The sequence below is a fragment of the Pantoea sp. X-Soil-ISGK-355 genome (assembly GCF_059730805.1).
The window spans coordinates 2267629-2282218 of record NZ_AP035971.1 but is presented as its reverse complement, the minus strand read 5'-3'; the positions used below and the strand labels follow the sequence as shown (position 1 = coordinate 2282218).

Annotated in this window: 14 protein-coding genes; 6 read left to right on the top strand and 8 right to left on the bottom strand. The window is 54.4% G+C overall.

Annotated elements, in window-relative coordinates:
- Positions 1–7: 7 nt before the first annotated feature.
- Positions 8–1378, bottom strand: coding sequence for an MFS transporter (locus AC6I8J_RS10580; RefSeq protein ID WP_161733071.1), 1371 nt, complete (start codon positions 1376–1378; stop codon positions 8–10).
- A 187-nt stretch (positions 1379–1565) separates the two neighbouring features.
- Here AC6I8J_RS10580 and kdgR point away from each other — a divergent pair, with 187 nt between their 5' ends.
- Positions 1566–2357: a DNA-binding transcriptional regulator KdgR gene (gene kdgR, locus AC6I8J_RS10575; protein ID WP_222925382.1), complete on the top strand. Its 792-nt coding sequence runs from the start codon at positions 1566–1568 to the stop codon at positions 2355–2357.
- A 30-nt stretch (positions 2358–2387) separates the two neighbouring features.
- Here the strand turns inward: kdgR and AC6I8J_RS10570 are convergent, their stop codons facing one another.
- Complete coding sequence (locus AC6I8J_RS10570; RefSeq protein WP_161733067.1) at positions 2388–2624, bottom strand: YobH family protein; 237 nt, start codon at positions 2622–2624, stop codon at positions 2388–2390.
- A 204-nt stretch (positions 2625–2828) separates the two neighbouring features.
- Between AC6I8J_RS10570 and AC6I8J_RS10565 the strand changes: the two genes are divergently transcribed.
- From AC6I8J_RS10565 to rlmA, 4 genes are all read left to right on the top strand, one after another.
- Positions 2829–3101, top strand: a complete 273-nt coding sequence (locus tag AC6I8J_RS10565; protein WP_497825340.1) for a YebO family protein — start codon at positions 2829–2831, stop codon at positions 3099–3101.
- A gap of 18 nt (positions 3102–3119) precedes the next feature.
- A complete protein-coding gene (locus AC6I8J_RS10560; RefSeq protein WP_497825339.1) occupies positions 3120–4124 on the top strand; it encodes an MBL fold metallo-hydrolase in 1005 nt (334 codons plus the stop codon).
- 647 nt (positions 4125–4771) lie between these two features.
- Positions 4772–4981 (top strand): transcription antiterminator/RNA stability regulator CspE, encoded by a 210-nt coding sequence (cspE, locus tag AC6I8J_RS10555; protein ID WP_003852684.1) that lies wholly within the window; start codon positions 4772–4774, stop codon positions 4979–4981.
- Between the two features lie 137 nt (positions 4982–5118).
- On the top strand, positions 5119–5928 hold the full coding sequence (gene rlmA, locus AC6I8J_RS10550; protein WP_161733063.1) for a 23S rRNA (guanine(745)-N(1))-methyltransferase: 810 nt from the start codon (positions 5119–5121) through the stop codon (positions 5926–5928).
- Here the strand turns inward: rlmA and AC6I8J_RS10545 are convergent.
- The 4 genes from AC6I8J_RS10545 to manX all read right to left on the bottom strand — a co-directional run bounded on the left by AC6I8J_RS10545 (position 5925) and on the right by manX (position 9162).
- Positions 5925–6383, bottom strand: a complete 459-nt coding sequence (locus AC6I8J_RS10545) for a DUF986 family protein (RefSeq protein WP_161733183.1) — start codon at positions 6381–6383, stop codon at positions 5925–5927. The genes rlmA and AC6I8J_RS10545 overlap by 4 nt on opposite strands.
- Positions 6384–6474: 91 nt before the next feature.
- Complete coding sequence (locus AC6I8J_RS10540) at positions 6475–7320, bottom strand: PTS mannose transporter subunit IID (RefSeq protein ID WP_161733061.1); 846 nt, start codon at positions 7318–7320, stop codon at positions 6475–6477.
- Between the two features lie 15 nt (positions 7321–7335).
- Positions 7336–8136, bottom strand: a complete 801-nt coding sequence (locus AC6I8J_RS10535; RefSeq protein WP_033733019.1) for a PTS mannose/fructose/sorbose transporter subunit IIC — start codon at positions 8134–8136, stop codon at positions 7336–7338.
- 63 nt (positions 8137–8199) lie between these two features.
- Complete coding sequence (manX, locus tag AC6I8J_RS10530; RefSeq protein WP_222925383.1) at positions 8200–9162, bottom strand: PTS mannose transporter subunit IIAB; 963 nt, start codon at positions 9160–9162, stop codon at positions 8200–8202.
- A 509-nt stretch (positions 9163–9671) separates the two neighbouring features.
- Here manX and AC6I8J_RS10525 point away from each other — a divergent pair.
- Complete coding sequence (locus tag AC6I8J_RS10525; RefSeq protein ID WP_161733057.1) at positions 9672–11264, top strand: TerC family protein; 1593 nt, start codon at positions 9672–9674, stop codon at positions 11262–11264.
- 133 nt (positions 11265–11397) lie between these two features.
- Here AC6I8J_RS10525 and pdeD read toward each other — a convergent pair whose 3' ends face one another.
- Positions 11398–12960 carry a cyclic di-3',5'-guanosine monophosphate phosphodiesterase PdeD gene (pdeD, locus tag AC6I8J_RS10520; RefSeq protein ID WP_161733055.1) on the bottom strand — a complete coding sequence of 521 codons (1563 nt, stop codon included), beginning with the start codon at positions 12958–12960 and terminating at the stop codon, positions 11398–11400.
- Between the two features lie 224 nt (positions 12961–13184).
- Entirely contained in the window at positions 13185–14549 is a 1365-nt protein-coding gene (locus tag AC6I8J_RS10515; RefSeq protein ID WP_161733053.1) for an L-serine ammonia-lyase, read from the bottom strand.
- Positions 14550–14590 lie beyond the last annotated feature (41 nt).

Below are 14590 nucleotides of genomic sequence, written 5' to 3'. Positions count from 1 at the left end.
TCTGCCATCAGGCGCGGGTCTGCGTCATCCGCGACACACTGACCAGTGCGGCCACGGCGGCAAAGCTGCCCGCCAGCAGCAGCGAAACGTGCGTCCCACGTTCATTAAACAGATTAAACATCAGTGCGACCAGCGCGGCACCCATACTCTGTCCCAGCAGGCGCGCAGTACCCAGCATGCCGCTGGCACCGCCACTGCGATTACGTGGCGCGGAGGTGACAATCGTGTGGTTGTTGGGTGACTGGAACAGCCCGAAACCGGCACCGCACAGCATCATGCGCCAGATAATATCGCCATCATCCGGATTTACCGGCAGCCACGCGAGCAGGAACAGTCCCAGCGCGAACATCGCCAGTCCAATTCCACCCAACAGCCCGGCATGCACCCGTTCAATCAGGCGGCCGGCAATCGGCGCAAATACCATCGTTGCCAGCGGCCAGGGCGTCAGCAACAGACCGGTTGCCACCTCATTACGCTGCAGGACGTTCTGCAGAAAGAAGGGCAGTGAAACCATCGCCAGCATCTGGGCGCAGAACGAACAGACCGACGTCCCCATCGACAGGCTGAAAATCGGGATACGCAGCAGATCAACCGGCAGCAGCGGCACCGCCATGTTGAGCTGACGACGAATAAAGAACCAGCCAATGACCAGCAGCGCAATGACCTCGGAGAGCACCAGCAGATGACTCTGTCCCTGAGCAAAGCCGCTCAGCGCGGAGATGATCAGACCAAAGAACAGGGCATTCATGATCGCGCTGGGCACATCGAATTTTTGTGTTGTGGCTTTCTGCGGGTTATCAGGCAGCGTTCGCAGCGCCAGCCAGAGCGCAATGGCACCCAGCGGAACATTAATCAGAAACAGCCATTTCCAGCTGGCGACCGAGAGTATTGCTGCCGCTACCGTCGGCCCTGCCGCAGTTGACACCGCCACCACCAGCGAGTTGATCGCCATACCGCGTCCCAGATACCGCTGTGGATAGATAATGCGTATCAGCGCGGTATTCACACTCATCAGCGCCGCGCCGCCCAGGCCCTGCAGCACACGGGCAAAGGTCAGCATGGTTAGCGTGGTCGAAAAGGCGCAGAACAATGATGTCGCAATAAACAGTGCCAGGCCTGCCTGGTAGACGCGGCGGTAGCCCAGCATATCGCCCAGAAACGAGAGCGACAGCAGCGAGACGATAATCGCAATCTGATAAGCATTCACAATCCAGATCGACTGCGCCGGGCTGGCATTCAGCTCACGCGATATGGTCGGTAACGCGACATTGGCAATCGCGCCGTCTAACACCGCCATGGTCAGGCCCAGCGCAATGGTAACGATGGCCATATAGCGCTGACGCGTGGGTAATCCATCCTGAGGAGGAGAGCGTGTCATAAGTTAATTACTAAAGAGGGTGAATATCATCATGCTAATGAAATAAGCGCGGAAAAGCAGCGTCCGGACGAATAAAAAACTGTCTTAAAATATGACTCAATGGTTAAAGCATTGCTGCCGACCTGTGCGTCACTCTATACTGACAGTCCGTTCCATTTTTTTTGAAACAGATTTAACAAGGTGCGCGATGTCCTCTGCTGAAAATGATAAACAGCCCGATTCCGTCTCTTCAGTGCTTAAAGTATTTGGCATTTTGCAGGCGCTGGGTGAAGAGCGCGATCACGGTATTACCGAGCTTGCGCAGCGCGTGATGATGTCAAAAAGCACCGTCTACCGTTTTCTGCAGACCATGAAGTCGCTGGGCTATGTCACGCAGGAAGGTGAAAGCGAGAAGTATTCACTGACGCTGAAGCTGTTTGAACTGGGTGCCAAAGCGCTACAGAACGTCGATTTAATCCGCAGCGCGGATGTGCAGATGCGCGAGCTGTCGCGTCTGACCAAAGAGACGATTCACCTTGGGGCGCTGGAAGAGGACAGTATTGTCTACATCCATAAAATCGACTCGCTTTACAATCTGCGCATGTATTCGCGCATTGGCCGCCGCAACCCGCTGCATACCACCGCAATTGGTAAAGTCCTGCTCGCCTGGCGCGATCGCAGCGATGTTGAGGAAATTCTGCGGGATGTGGAGTTCAAACGCAGCACGGCCAATACGCTGCTGAGCGCGGAGGCGTTGATCACGACGCTGGATCAGGTCAGAGTGCAGGGTTATGGCGAAGATAATGAAGAGCAGGAAGAGGGGCTACGCTGCCTTGCCGTGCCAGTGTTTGATCGGTTTGGCGTAGTGATTGCGGGACTCAGTATCTCATTTCCCACCATTCGTTTTTCAGAAGATGCCCGCCAGGATTATGTGGCGATGTTGCATCGGGCGGCCCGCACGCTCTCAGCAGAAATGGGCTATCACGACTACCCATTCTGAACAAAGCGGGCCATCCGGCCCGCTTTATCACTAGTTATCGATCACTTCTCCGCTTTTCTTCAGCAACGGACAATCCGTCACGCCCACCACACCGCTGTCGGTATGCAGATACTGCGCGTTGATGACGCCGCGAGCGGTAAGATAGCTGCACTGCAGGCCAAGTCCGGCGGCATTTTTAGTACTGCCGGTTAACACGCCATAGCCGGTAAACAGCATTGCCAGCCAGATCACCGCCAGCAGGCCTATTGTGCGAATAAACAGTTTCATTGTGTCTCCTTGTGAAAGATAACTCAGCGCGCCACCTGGTGCTGCCGGTTATGATGATACCAGCATGCCTCGCTTTTCTGACGGGATCGATCAGAGATAACTGAAACGGCAAATTCTGCATTGATGTATCTCCCATTATCTTTTGCGATGGCTACAGGTAGAATGAGCGGTTGTTTAATTTCCACTGAGTTTTACGAGGCAGTTATGAATGAGTTAGCCGCAAATTCGGGCCCCCTGGTCAGCTATGGTCTGCTGGTCATTATTTTGATTGTGGCGTTTATCGCCTGGTTCTTTGTAAACCGGGCCAGCGTGCGCGCGGGTGAGCAGATCCGTTTACTGGAATCCTTACTTGAAGAGCAGAAGAAACAGAATCAGCTGCTGCGCCGTCTGATTGAGATGCAGCCTGGGGAAGAAAGTAAAAAAACCGAAGACGATCGGGAAAAGCGCGACTTTATCCGGTTAATCCCGGAACGTTAATCACACCAGAGAGACGGAATGGCCTGGAAAAATCCGTGGTATGACAGCAGCAAAACGCATCACACGCCAGAGGGATTTCGTAATCCTGAACCGGAGCAGCGCAGGCCGGGTGACCTGAAACGCTGGCGCAGGGAGCGCAAAGCACTGGGGCTACCAATACCCCCACAGCAGGGTTATGCGGCGTTCACCAGGCAATGGTGGCAGCCCGCGGATATCAGCGGCAGTGACGATCGTATCTGGTGGCTTGGACATGCTGCCGTACTGTTACGGCTTAAGGGACAATATATCCTGATCGATCCGGCACTCGGCTCACGCGCCTCGCCGCTGGCGTTTGCGGGGCCACAGCGTAAAACACCCGCACCCATCAGCATCGCTGATCTGCCACGGCTTGATGTCGTGCTGATTTCACACAACCATTACGATCATCTGGATAAACCGACGGTTAAAGCGATTATCCGGCATTTTCCGCAGGCGACCTTTATTGTGCCGCTGGGACTGGCGAAATGGTGCAGAGCGCAGGGCGTAAATCAGGTGCACCAGCTCGATTGGTGGCAGCAGGTAACGCTCGGTAATCTCTGTTTTGATGCGGTGCCAGCCCGTCACTGGAGTATGCGAACCCCATGCGATCGCAACCGTTCACTCTGGTGCGGTTGGGTCGTACGCTCTGCCTCACTGCGTTTCTGGTTTTCTGGCGACAGTGGCTACAGTGACCGCCTGCAGGAGATTCCGGCCCGGCTTGGCCCGTTCAGCGTGACTGCGTTACCGATTGGCGCGTATGCACCTAAATGGTTCATGGCAAGCCAGCACATGGATCCCGATCAGGCGGTGGCGTTATGGCAGGCAGCAGGCAGGCCATTGACGCTGCCTATTCACTGGGGCGTGTTTGAACTGGCCGATGAGTCGCTGGATGCGCCACCACAGGAACTGGCGAATGCGCTACAGCGGGCAGACGAACATAATGGCCGCTTCGCCCCCTGGCGAATAGGCGAAGGTCGCAGTCTGAATAATCGCAGCCAGGAATAATCCTAAAGCCTCCGGTGTAAATAAAAGACGGAGGTTTTTATCAGACATCAATTTTTCAAATCGAAAGTTAAATTCTTAATAAGTAAAATCCGCATCCCTGCTTTTATTTGGAGCAAGGCTAATGGCTGGCTCCTGCTTTTGGTGCAAAAAAAGCGTTATTTGTACGAAATAAAAGACGCTGTACAGGATTGACGCCAGATTTTGGATATCTACAACCGTTACCGCTTCGCTTATTAATTTCGCTATTGCCATATTTGTGAAATATTAATTTCTTATGGTATCCATCGGGTTATGCCTGGCAACACAGGCAGGAGCGCGCGCTGGCCGCGCATGGACTTTATTCTCAGACACATTTGTAGACCCCGCGGAACAGGCAATGTGAGCCTTCTGGCAAATATGTGCGCAGGCGCGTCAGGGCTTTAAAAATGGCTTGCCATTATTTTTGGGATATGTGATAACAATTCGTGGGTTAAACGAGGTACAGTTCTGTTTATGCATGGCATCTTCAGTAAAGAAGTACGAGTAAAGACGTTGACGTTGAATACCGCTTCCTTGCCGAACCTTAATTAGTGCCTCATGCAGTAATGTCTCTGGTTTTTCTGTAAGACAGCTTTCGGGCTAAATAAACATCTAAAGGAATTTGCAAAATGGCAAAGATTAAAGGTCAGGTTAAGTGGTTCAACGAGTCTAAAGGTTTTGGTTTTATCACTCCTGCTGACGGCAGCAAAGATGTGTTCGTACACTTCTCTGCTATTCAGGGCAACGGTTTTAAAACCCTGGCTGAAGGCCAGAGCGTTGAGTTCGAAATTCAGGACGGCCAGAAAGGCCCGGCAGCTGTTAACGTCACTGCTATCTGATTCGACTCCGCCTCGGTGCATTGCACCCTGACACGGAATCTTAAAGCCCTGGCTCTACAGCCGGGGCTTTCTTTATGCTTCCGATGCGGAAACGTTAAGGTTACACTGCGCCGCGTTATCTGATGCCGGAGCACCTGATGTCCCTGACCTGCCCTCTTTGTCACTCTCCATTGACCTTTACCGACCGCAGCTGGTGCTGCGAAAACCGCCATCAGTTCGATCAGGCAAAAGAAGGGTATGTCAATCTGCTGCCCGTTCAGCATAAACGGTCACGTGAACCGGGTGACAGTGCAGAGATGATGCAGGCACGACGGGAATTTCTTGAGGCAGGCTATTATCAGCCGCTGCGTGAGCAGGTAGTCAACCTGCTTGCGCCGGTGCTGAATCAGCCAGAGTGTAAAATCCTGGATATCGGCTGCGGTGAAGGGTACTACACCGCAGCACTGGCAGAGGCGGCAGGCGAAGAGGCCCAGATTTATGGGCTGGATGTCGCCCGAATGGCCATCCGGCTGGCAGCAAAGCGTTACCCTGCGGTGCGCTTCTGCGTCGCCTCCAGCCAGCGCTTACCCTTTGCCGATCACTCACTGGATGCGATTGTACGCATCTACGCACCCTGCAACGAAGCGGAACTGGCCCGTGTGCTGAAGCCGGGTGGCCTGGTGCTGACGGTTACCCCAGGCCCGCACCATCTGCAACAGTTCAAAGCGCTGATTTACCGCGAAGTGCAGCTGCATGTGCCAGAGCAGAAAGATTATCCCGGCTTCCGGCAGGTAGCGCAGCATGCCCTGCGCTACCCGATGGCATTAACCGGCGCAGCCGCCACAACCCTGCTGCAGATGACGCCTTTTGCCTGGCGGGCACGTGAAGACGTCTGGCAAACGCTGCAGCAGAGTGAGCTGTTCGGTTGCGATGCGGATTTTACCCTGACAATGTGGCAGCGCGACTAGCGCGCGTCGACCAGCGTATTGTAGATGCGCTCCAGGTCGTCGAGTTGCTGCACGGCAATCAGCAGACGGCGCTGTTCCAGCTGAATGACCAGAATGCCATCCTCAGAAAGATTCATGCCCTGAATCCGCCGGTAATCGATCCAGACGCCGGCGTAAAACAATCCCTCATTCTTCATCAGCAGCGTGGGTTTGCGCAGCCAGAAGAGCCAGAACGCCATAAAACTCAGCACCATCAGCAGTGAGGTGGTGAGCTGCGGGCCATGATGACTGACATTGTTCCACAGCAAAATCAGCAGCAGGCCGATGAAAATCAGACTGTCGAGTTTATGCTGCCTGCGCAGTGTTACCCGTAGGCGGGTCGGCCCGTGCCGACGTGGCAGAATAGCCTCATGGTAAACGGCAAATCCCATCAGGACGGCGACACAACACGCAATCAACGCGTCAGTTAAAGACATCACTTCTACCTCAAACAGGGTGAGCTCAGCCGGTTGTGGCTCAGCTCACCACGCTTAAAAGCCGGGAGCAGAGGCTCCCGGCAGGATGAAATTACAGACCGAGCAGGCCGATCCAGTAACCAAAGATACCGATGGCAAAGAAGCCGACGATAATCCATAGCGCATTCACTTTACGGCGTAACAGCCACATACACCCAAAGGTCAGCAGCAGTGGCACAATGCCTGGCATCAGCTGATCGAGGATCGACTGTACCGTGGTAACAGTGGTTTTGCCGGTAGAGTCAGTAATGCGCGACACCACCAGCGGGATGTTGACGTGCGTCCACTTGTTGACCAGCGCCCCCATGACAAACAGCCCCAGAATCGAGGCGCCCTCCGTGAGCTTCTGCAGGAAACCGCCGCCCATGTCGCTGACGATGTCGATTCCTTTGCGATAGCCATACGCCACGCCGTAGTAGCGGGTCAGCAGACGAGCCAGGTTAAACAGTATAAAGAACAGCAGGGGACCCAGCAGACTGCCGCTCATGGCGATACCGGCACCCAGTGCGGCAAACACCGGACGTACCGTACCCCAGAAGATCGGGTCGCCAACACCGGCCAGCGGTCCCATCAGCCCGACTTTCAGGCCGTTAATCGCACCGTCGTCGATAGGTGCGCCGTTGGCACGCTGCTCTTCCATCGCCATGGTGACGCCCAGTACCGGTGCGGCGACATAGGGATGGGTATTGAAAAACTCCAGATGACGTTTTATCGCCTGCCTGCGCTCATCGTTATTCTCAGGATAGAGACGGCGGATGACCGGCACCATTGAGAAGCAGAAGCCCAGCGCCTGCATACGCTCAAAGTTCCATGAACCCTGGAAAAGGTTAGAGCGCAGAAAGACGGCGCGGACATCACCGGGGGTCAGTTTCTTTTCAACTTTCGTCATATCAACCATGTGATCACCTGTTCCTTAATCGAGTTCGTTATCAAGATCGTTTGCGGTTGCAGCACCTGTGGGTGCTCCCGCCACACGGTTGTATTTCGGGCTGAGCTGAATATAGAGCACTGCCATAACCACGCCAATCACGCCCAGCGCCACAAGGTTAAAGTTGGTGAACGCTGCGGTTACAAAGCCGAGGTAGAAGAACGGCATCAGATAGCCTGCGCGCATCATGTTGATGACCATCGCGTAACCGACCACCACAATCATGCCACCGGCGATATTCAGGCCATTGGTGACCACTTCAGGAATAGAACTCAGCAACGCATGAACGGCACTGGTGCCGACAGAAATCGCCACAATCAGCGCCGGGATGGCGATACGCATTGCCTGTAACAGCAGGGCAGAGACATGAATCCAGGAGATGGCCGTAAGATTGCCTTTCTCGGCGGCTTTATCAGCCGCGTGCTGGAAGGCCACGGTCAGCGTACGCACGATAATGGTCAGCACCTGTCCGGCTGCAGCCAGCGGAATCGCCAGCGCGATACCGGCACCCACACTCTGACCACCAGCGATGACCAGGATTGTCGAGATGATAGAGGCGAGGGCGGCATCAGGGGCAACCGCTGCACCGATGTTCATCCAGCCCAGCGCAATCATCTCCAGCGTACCGCCGATGATAATACCGGTTTTCATATCACCCAGTACGATACCAATCAGCGTACAGGCGACAAGCGGACGGTGAAACTGGAACTCATCCAGAATTGACCCCATACCGGCAATACAGGCGACAATAAAAATCAAAATAATTTGTAGCGAGGTTATTTCCATCATACTTCTTGTCCTCAGCAGGTTAATCAGGAGCCCGGAAACGCAGGCGCAGAAGTGCTTCTGTTACGCGTTTACTTTCGCAATCAGATCCATCATTTTCAGTTTTTGATCGCTGGAAACTTTACGCACTTCCAGTTCAATATTACGTTCATTGAGTTTGCGGAATGCGGCAATATCTTTCTCATCAACCGAGACCGCATTATTGACCTGGGTTTTCCCCTGGCGGAACGCCATACCACCGATGTTGACCGTTTTAATATCGACACCCTGTTCAACTACGCGCAGGACATCGGTAGGGTTGGTAAACAGCAGCATGACGCGATCCTGACCATACTTCGGGTTGTTCCATACCCGGACCATTTTGTCGACATCCACCACATGAGCCGTCACGCCGGGCGGCGCGACCTGCGTCAACAGGGTTTTGCGCACATGATCGTTGGCCACTTCATCGCTGACCACAATAATACGCTGAACGTTTGTCTCTTTAGTCCAGCGCGTCGCGACCTGCCCATGAATCAGACGATCATCAATGCGCGCCAGCCCGATTTTCATGTGATCCCCGGGGGCCATCGGCTTAGCTGGTTGCGCCGCCGCGGCCGGTTTCTCAGCAGCCGGTGTCGGTGCTTCTTCTTTGGCTTTCAGGGCTTTGACCCCTTCACGACCGGTCTCCACCGCCACGGCGACCAGTTCGTCAAATCCGGGATCGTCATCGCGCGCCATCAGCGTTTCAACCAGCATCGGAATATTGACCCCGGCAATAACCTCATAGTGTGGCTTGTCGACAACAATGCGGCTGGCCGCATTGAACGGGCTGCCGCCCCAGGTATCGACCAGAAAAAGAACCCCTTTACTGGTATCCAGTTCTGCCAGTCGTGCCTGATATTTTTCAATCAGCGTTTCTGCATTTTCACCGGGGACAAAATCTATCCAGCCGATATTCTCCTGCTCGCCTAAGAGCATTTCTGCTGTTTTCAGCAGTTGTTCCGCTGCCCAGCCGTGTGTACCAATTACAATCGCAATGGTCACGTGCTACCTCCGTTCGCTAGAGATGCTCATCTGAGTAAATGAACTGTATTGAGACATGTTTTGATTATACGTTTAACCCGGTCATTCGACTTTCTGATATAGCGTCGAAAAAACAGGGGTTAACTTCATCAAGGCGGTAAAGTCGCGATTTATTTTAGTGATCGAAAAAATAAATTATGTGATGTCCGTCAGCTATTCACCCCGTGAAGTGGCGCTTTACCTTTTTTATGCGCCCGATCATCCCTTACAGAGATTGTAAAAATAAGAAAATTTTTTGACGCAATTTGCCGACCTGATACATTAACGTTCTGTTTATTGCTCAGGAGTAACGGGCTTCAGCCCACCTTTATGGATCGTCACCGACGTCGCTTAATCTGTTCTTTGCGCCTGCTGGCGCGTCACCCTTCGCCTCACGGCGTTTTCACCGCTTTCCCGACTACCCGGATGTCACGCTTCGCTGCGCTGACAGGCACCGGCTCGATCTGTTCCCTGTTCTGGAGTCATAAATAATGGAATTTTTATTCGACCCCTCAATCTGGGCGGGTTTACTGACGCTTATCGTGCTGGAAATCGTACTGGGTATCGATAACCTGGTGTTTATTGCCATCCTGGCCGACAAACTGCCGCCAAAGCAGCGTGATAAAGCACGCCTGATCGGCCTGTCGCTGGCGCTGGTGATGCGGCTGGGTTTGCTGTCGCTGATCTCCTGGATCGTCACGCTGACAACGCCTCTCTTCAGCGTAGGCGGTTTCAGCTTTTCCGGACGAGATTTAATCCTGCTGTTCGGTGGTTTCTTTCTGTTGTTTAAAGCGACCATGGAGCTACACGAGAGGCTGGAGAACCGTCAGCTTGATGGTTCCGCAAATCGCGGATACGCCAGTTTCTGGGCAGTGGTGCTGCAGATTGTGGTGCTGGACGCGGTCTTCTCGCTGGATGCGGTGATTACCGCCGTAGGTATGGTGAATCACCTGCCGGTGATGATGACCGCCGTGGTGATTGCCATGGGGGTGATGCTGCTGGCGTCTAAACCGTTAACCAACTTTGTTAACGCGCATCCGACCGTAGTGGTGCTCTGTCTGAGCTTCCTGTTAATGATCGGTCTGTCGCTGGTGGCAGAAGGCTTTGGTTTCCATATTCCTAAAGGCTACCTCTATGCGGCGATTGGCTTCTCAATTCTGATTGAGCTGTTCAACCAGATTGCACGTCGTAACTTTATTCGCCATCAGTCAAATCGTCCAATGCGTGAGCGTACCGCAGAGGCCATTCTGCGCCTGATGGGCGGCCGTAATCGTGCGCTGGCATCCAGCAATGGCAATAGCAGCGGTAACACCAGCACCAGTGAAGAGTCTGCGCTGACGGAAGCGATGCCGCAGGAAGCGTTTAAAGATGAAGAGCGTTACATGATTAATGGTGTGCTGACCCTGGCTTCCCGCTCGATTCGCAGCATTATGACGCCGCGCGGTGATATCTCCTGGGTCGATGCGAATCGTCCGGTGGATGAGATTCGCGGTCAGCTGCTGGATACGCCTCACAGCCTGTTCCCGGTCTGCCGGGGTGAACTGGATGAAATTGTTGGCGTGGTGCGCGCCAAAGAGCTGCTGGTGGCGCTGGAGCAGGGTGTTGATGTGGCGACCTTCGCGGCGAATACACCGACCATTGTGGTGCCGGAGACGCTGGATCCGATCAACCTGCTTGGCGTGCTGCGTCGTGCTAAAGGCAGCTTCGTGATCGTCACCAATGAGTTTGGCGTGGTGCAGGGTTTGATTACGCCGCTGGACGTGCTGGAAGCGATTGCGGGTGAATTCCCGGATGAAGACGAAACGCCTGATATTGTTGCAGATGGCGATGGCTGGTTAGTGAAAGGCGGAACCGATCTGCACTCGCTGCAGCAGTTACTCGACTTCCATGAGCTGGTCGATCCGACAGAAGATCACGCCTCGCTGGCGGGCCTGCTGATTGAACAGAAAGGGCAGTTACCGCTTCCTGGCGAGGTGATTGATATTACGCCGCTGCACTTCCAGATTATCGAAGCGACGGATTACCGTATCGATCTGGTGCGTGTCACCAAAGATAAACCGCATGACGAAGAGGAAGAGGGTTAACGCTTCCCGTTGTTGCTGAGGCGCTGCCGGTATTACCGGCCGCGCTGAATCTCTCTGACAGCCGCTGCTGAAACGCCGCGGCTGTTTTTTTGTGGGGAAGTCGTATAAGGGCGGAACGGCGCTGACGCGGCAGTTAACGGTGCGTATCAGCCTGATGCAGCGTCAGCCAGGCTGGAAAATCTTCCAGCGGCATCGGGCGGGCAAAATAGTAGCCCTGCAGATGATCCACACCGCGTTCGCGCAGATAAGCTGCCTGTTCAGCCGTCTCTACCCCTTCGGCGACCAGACTGATATTCAGGCGCTGGGCCAGCGAAATCACCATATCCGTTACCGTGGCGTTAATGGCATCCGTACCGATGGCCGCTGTGAAAATCTTGTCGATTTTGAGCACGTCTGGCTGTAAATCTTTCAGGTAGGAGAGCGAGCTGTGACCGGTGCCAAAGTCATCAATCGCCAGCCGGACGCCAATGTCGTGCAGTTGTGCAATCACCGACTGATCGACGACCGGCAGGGCATCCCGTTCAGTGAGTTCCACCACCAGTTGCGGCACCGGACTGGCAGGCCACCACAGGTTCTGCAAATCTTCCAGAATGGCGCGGTCGCGGAAATGACTGGCGGCCACATTGATGGCGATATGAAAGGCGGGATCATTGGGCAACTGAGGCAGATGCCTTACTACCTCGTTCAGCACAAAGCGCGTCAGCGGCTTGATCAGGTTCTGGCGCTCGGCCAGCGGAATAAAGACATCCGGTGCGATCCAGCCCTGTCGGGCGTTATGCCAGCGCAGCAGTAATTCTATCCCGTCACACCCGCCGCTTTTGCTGTTGATCAGCGGCTGACAATAGACCATAAACTCACGGGCCGTGATGCCATAACTGATTTGCCAGCTAAGGCTCATGCGATTTGCCGTCGCAAGCCAGATAATATAGCCCATCAGCAGGCTCAGCAGCAGCGCCAGCGGCAACTGTGAGGGAAGTGTCGCCAGCGCCAGCCGTGTCGGCGAAGGGCCATAGAGGGTAAGGGTAAACGGGTAGCGCAGCGAGCCCTGCTCGTAGCTCACTTCGTCATCTGCCGGCACCGTTGGCTGTATCAGCGGATTGCCATATTCCAGGCTCTCACCATTGACGTTAAACACGGCGCGTTCCACCCAGGGCAGTTGGGGTTCCAGCAGATAATTGCTCATCATTTCAATGTTGATGACCTGCAATATTCCCGACCGGTTATCCAGACTTTTTGGCGTCCATAGCAGTAAGACCGGCGAGCCTTTCAGCAGATACTGGTCGGTTGACAGGGTCATACGCTGGCTGTTGAAGGCAAGGTCAGGATAAGTCTGGCTGAAAGGGATATTGCGCGAGCCGTAAATACTGGAGCAGTAAAGCATGTCGTTTTCGACCAGTAGAATGGCACGAACCGTCTGCAGTGATGAAATTTTTTCGACGAGCGGAAAACGCACGTCCTGACAGGGAACGCCTACCAGCCCCAGCGTATTATTGGCTGAAACCTCCAGCGGTGAAAACATCCTGTCAAACCGCATAATCGCTTTGTCGGCAAAAGCCATCGCCTGCTGTTCAATACGTGACTTCTCTTCGATATAGCGAAAGGCCAGCGTTAATATCAGCATTACGGTGGCGATTGACAGGGCGATCAGCAAACGCTTGCGCCTGAATTGTCCAACAAATTGCTGGGCCATAAACATCAGTATCCACCTTCCCAAAAAGCCAGAAAAAAGCAAAAAATACGGGGTTAGTATCGGCACGGCCAGATCAATATTGAGGCCGGAATGCAGAAAAGCGGGTCTGGAAAGCTGCGCAGACCGGACGGCTGCGCGGAAAACACTCTACCGTTTAAACCTGCGCTGAGATAGCGCAGGATGCGGATTTTATTACGTTTGCATGTTATTTAAACGATTAAACGTTTCGCTTAGTCACACTGAACTTTAATCGCCAGACCGCCACGGGAAGTTTCACGGTATTTCGCGTTCATATCCTTGCCGGTCTCATACATGGTCTCAATAACCTTATCCAGCGAGACGCGGGGTTCACTGGTGCGACGGAGTGCCATACGCGCCGCGTTAATGGCTTTTACCGAGGCGATAGCATTACGTTCAATGCAGGGAACCTGAACCTGACCGGCCACGGGGTCACAGGTCAGTCCAAGGTTATGCTCCATGCCGATTTCAGCGGCGACGCACACCTGCTCCGGGCTACCGCCCAGCAGCTCTGCCAGACCAGCGGCCGCCATCGAACAGGCGACACCCACTTCACCCTGGCAGCCCACTTCCGCGCCTGAAATAGAGGCGTTCATTTTGTACAGCACGCCTATAGCGCCAGAGGCGAGGAAATAGCGCAGGAAAATATCGGGCGTCACCGGCTCGATAAAGTGATCGTAGTAAGCCAGCACTGCAGGCACGATACCGCAGGCACCGTTCGTCGGCGCGGTCACCACACGGCCACCCGCGGCGTTCTCTTCGTTGACCGCCAGGGCATACATATTGATCCAGTCGATAACAATCATCGGATCGCTGGAGTGCTTGGTGGAGGAGGTCAGCAGGCGACGCAGGGAGGCGGCTCGACGGGGTACGCGCAGCGGTCCGGGCAACACGCCTTCAGTATTCAGACCGCGATCAATACAGGCCTGCATGGTCTGCCAGATGTGGGTGAAATAGGCATGAATCTCGTCGCGGCTATGCAGTGCCAGCTCATTTTTCATCACCAGACCCGACAGCGACAGACCGGTTTCGCGGCAGTGCGCCAGCAGATCTTTGGCGGAGTGGAACGGCCAGGGCACAGAGACTTCATCCAGTGCCGACTGACCGAAGTGCTCTTCATCCACAATAAATCCGCCGCCCACAGAGTAATAGGTTTTCGACAGGATCAGCAGGTCGCCCGCGAATGCCAGCAGGCGCAGGCCATTTTCATGCAATGAGAGGTTCTCACTGCGGAACACCATGCCGCCTTCACGCGGGAAATCGACTTCATGCGCGCCTTTCGCCAGCAGCAGTCGCTCACGCTGTTCGACATCTTTAATGAAAGCGGGGATCGCATCGATATCCACCGTGTCCGGCGATTCGCCCGCCAGACCCATAATAATGGCGATATCCGTGTGGTGGCCTTTACCGGTCAGAGACAGAGAACCGTAAACATCCACGGCGATCCGGGTGACCTCCTGCAGCTTTTCCTGTTCGCACAGCAAATCCACAAATTGTTTACCCGCTTTCATCGGGCCGACAGTATGCGAACTCGAGGGGCCAATGCCCACTTTGAACATGTCGAAAACACTAATCACAGGTGACACTCCTCACATTTATTCTCAGTCTGCCGGGGCAG

Excerpts from the sequence above, each read along its gene's own strand:
- rlmA (WP_161733063.1), top strand. The coding sequence starts at position 5,119 with ATGTCCCTGACCTGCCCTCTTTGTCACTCTCCATTGACCTTTACCGAC.
- AC6I8J_RS10535 (WP_033733019.1), bottom strand. The coding sequence starts at position 8,136 with ATGGAAATAACCTCGCTACAAATTATTTTGATTTTTATTGTCGCCTGT.
- AC6I8J_RS10560 (WP_497825339.1), top strand. The coding sequence starts at position 3,120 with ATGGCCTGGAAAAATCCGTGGTATGACAGCAGCAAAACGCATCACACG.
- AC6I8J_RS10570 (WP_161733067.1), bottom strand. The coding sequence starts at position 2,624 with ATGAAACTGTTTATTCGCACAATAGGCCTGCTGGCGGTGATCTGGCTG.
- AC6I8J_RS10545 (WP_161733183.1), bottom strand. The coding sequence starts at position 6,383 with ATGTCTTTAACTGACGCGTTGATTGCGTGTTGTGTCGCCGTCCTGATG.
- pdeD (WP_161733055.1), bottom strand. The coding sequence starts at position 12,960 with ATGTTTATGGCCCAGCAATTTGTTGGACAATTCAGGCGCAAGCGTTTG.
- AC6I8J_RS10565 (WP_497825340.1), top strand. The coding sequence starts at position 2,829 with ATGAATGAGTTAGCCGCAAATTCGGGCCCCCTGGTCAGCTATGGTCTG.
- kdgR (WP_222925382.1), top strand. The coding sequence starts at position 1,566 with ATGTCCTCTGCTGAAAATGATAAACAGCCCGATTCCGTCTCTTCAGTG.
- cspE (WP_003852684.1), top strand. The coding sequence starts at position 4,772 with ATGGCAAAGATTAAAGGTCAGGTTAAGTGGTTCAACGAGTCTAAAGGT.
- AC6I8J_RS10525 (WP_161733057.1), top strand. The coding sequence starts at position 9,672 with ATGGAATTTTTATTCGACCCCTCAATCTGGGCGGGTTTACTGACGCTT.
- AC6I8J_RS10580 (WP_161733071.1), bottom strand. The coding sequence starts at position 1,378 with ATGACACGCTCTCCTCCTCAGGATGGATTACCCACGCGTCAGCGCTAT.
- AC6I8J_RS10540 (WP_161733061.1), bottom strand. The coding sequence starts at position 7,320 with ATGGTTGATATGACGAAAGTTGAAAAGAAACTGACCCCCGGTGATGTC.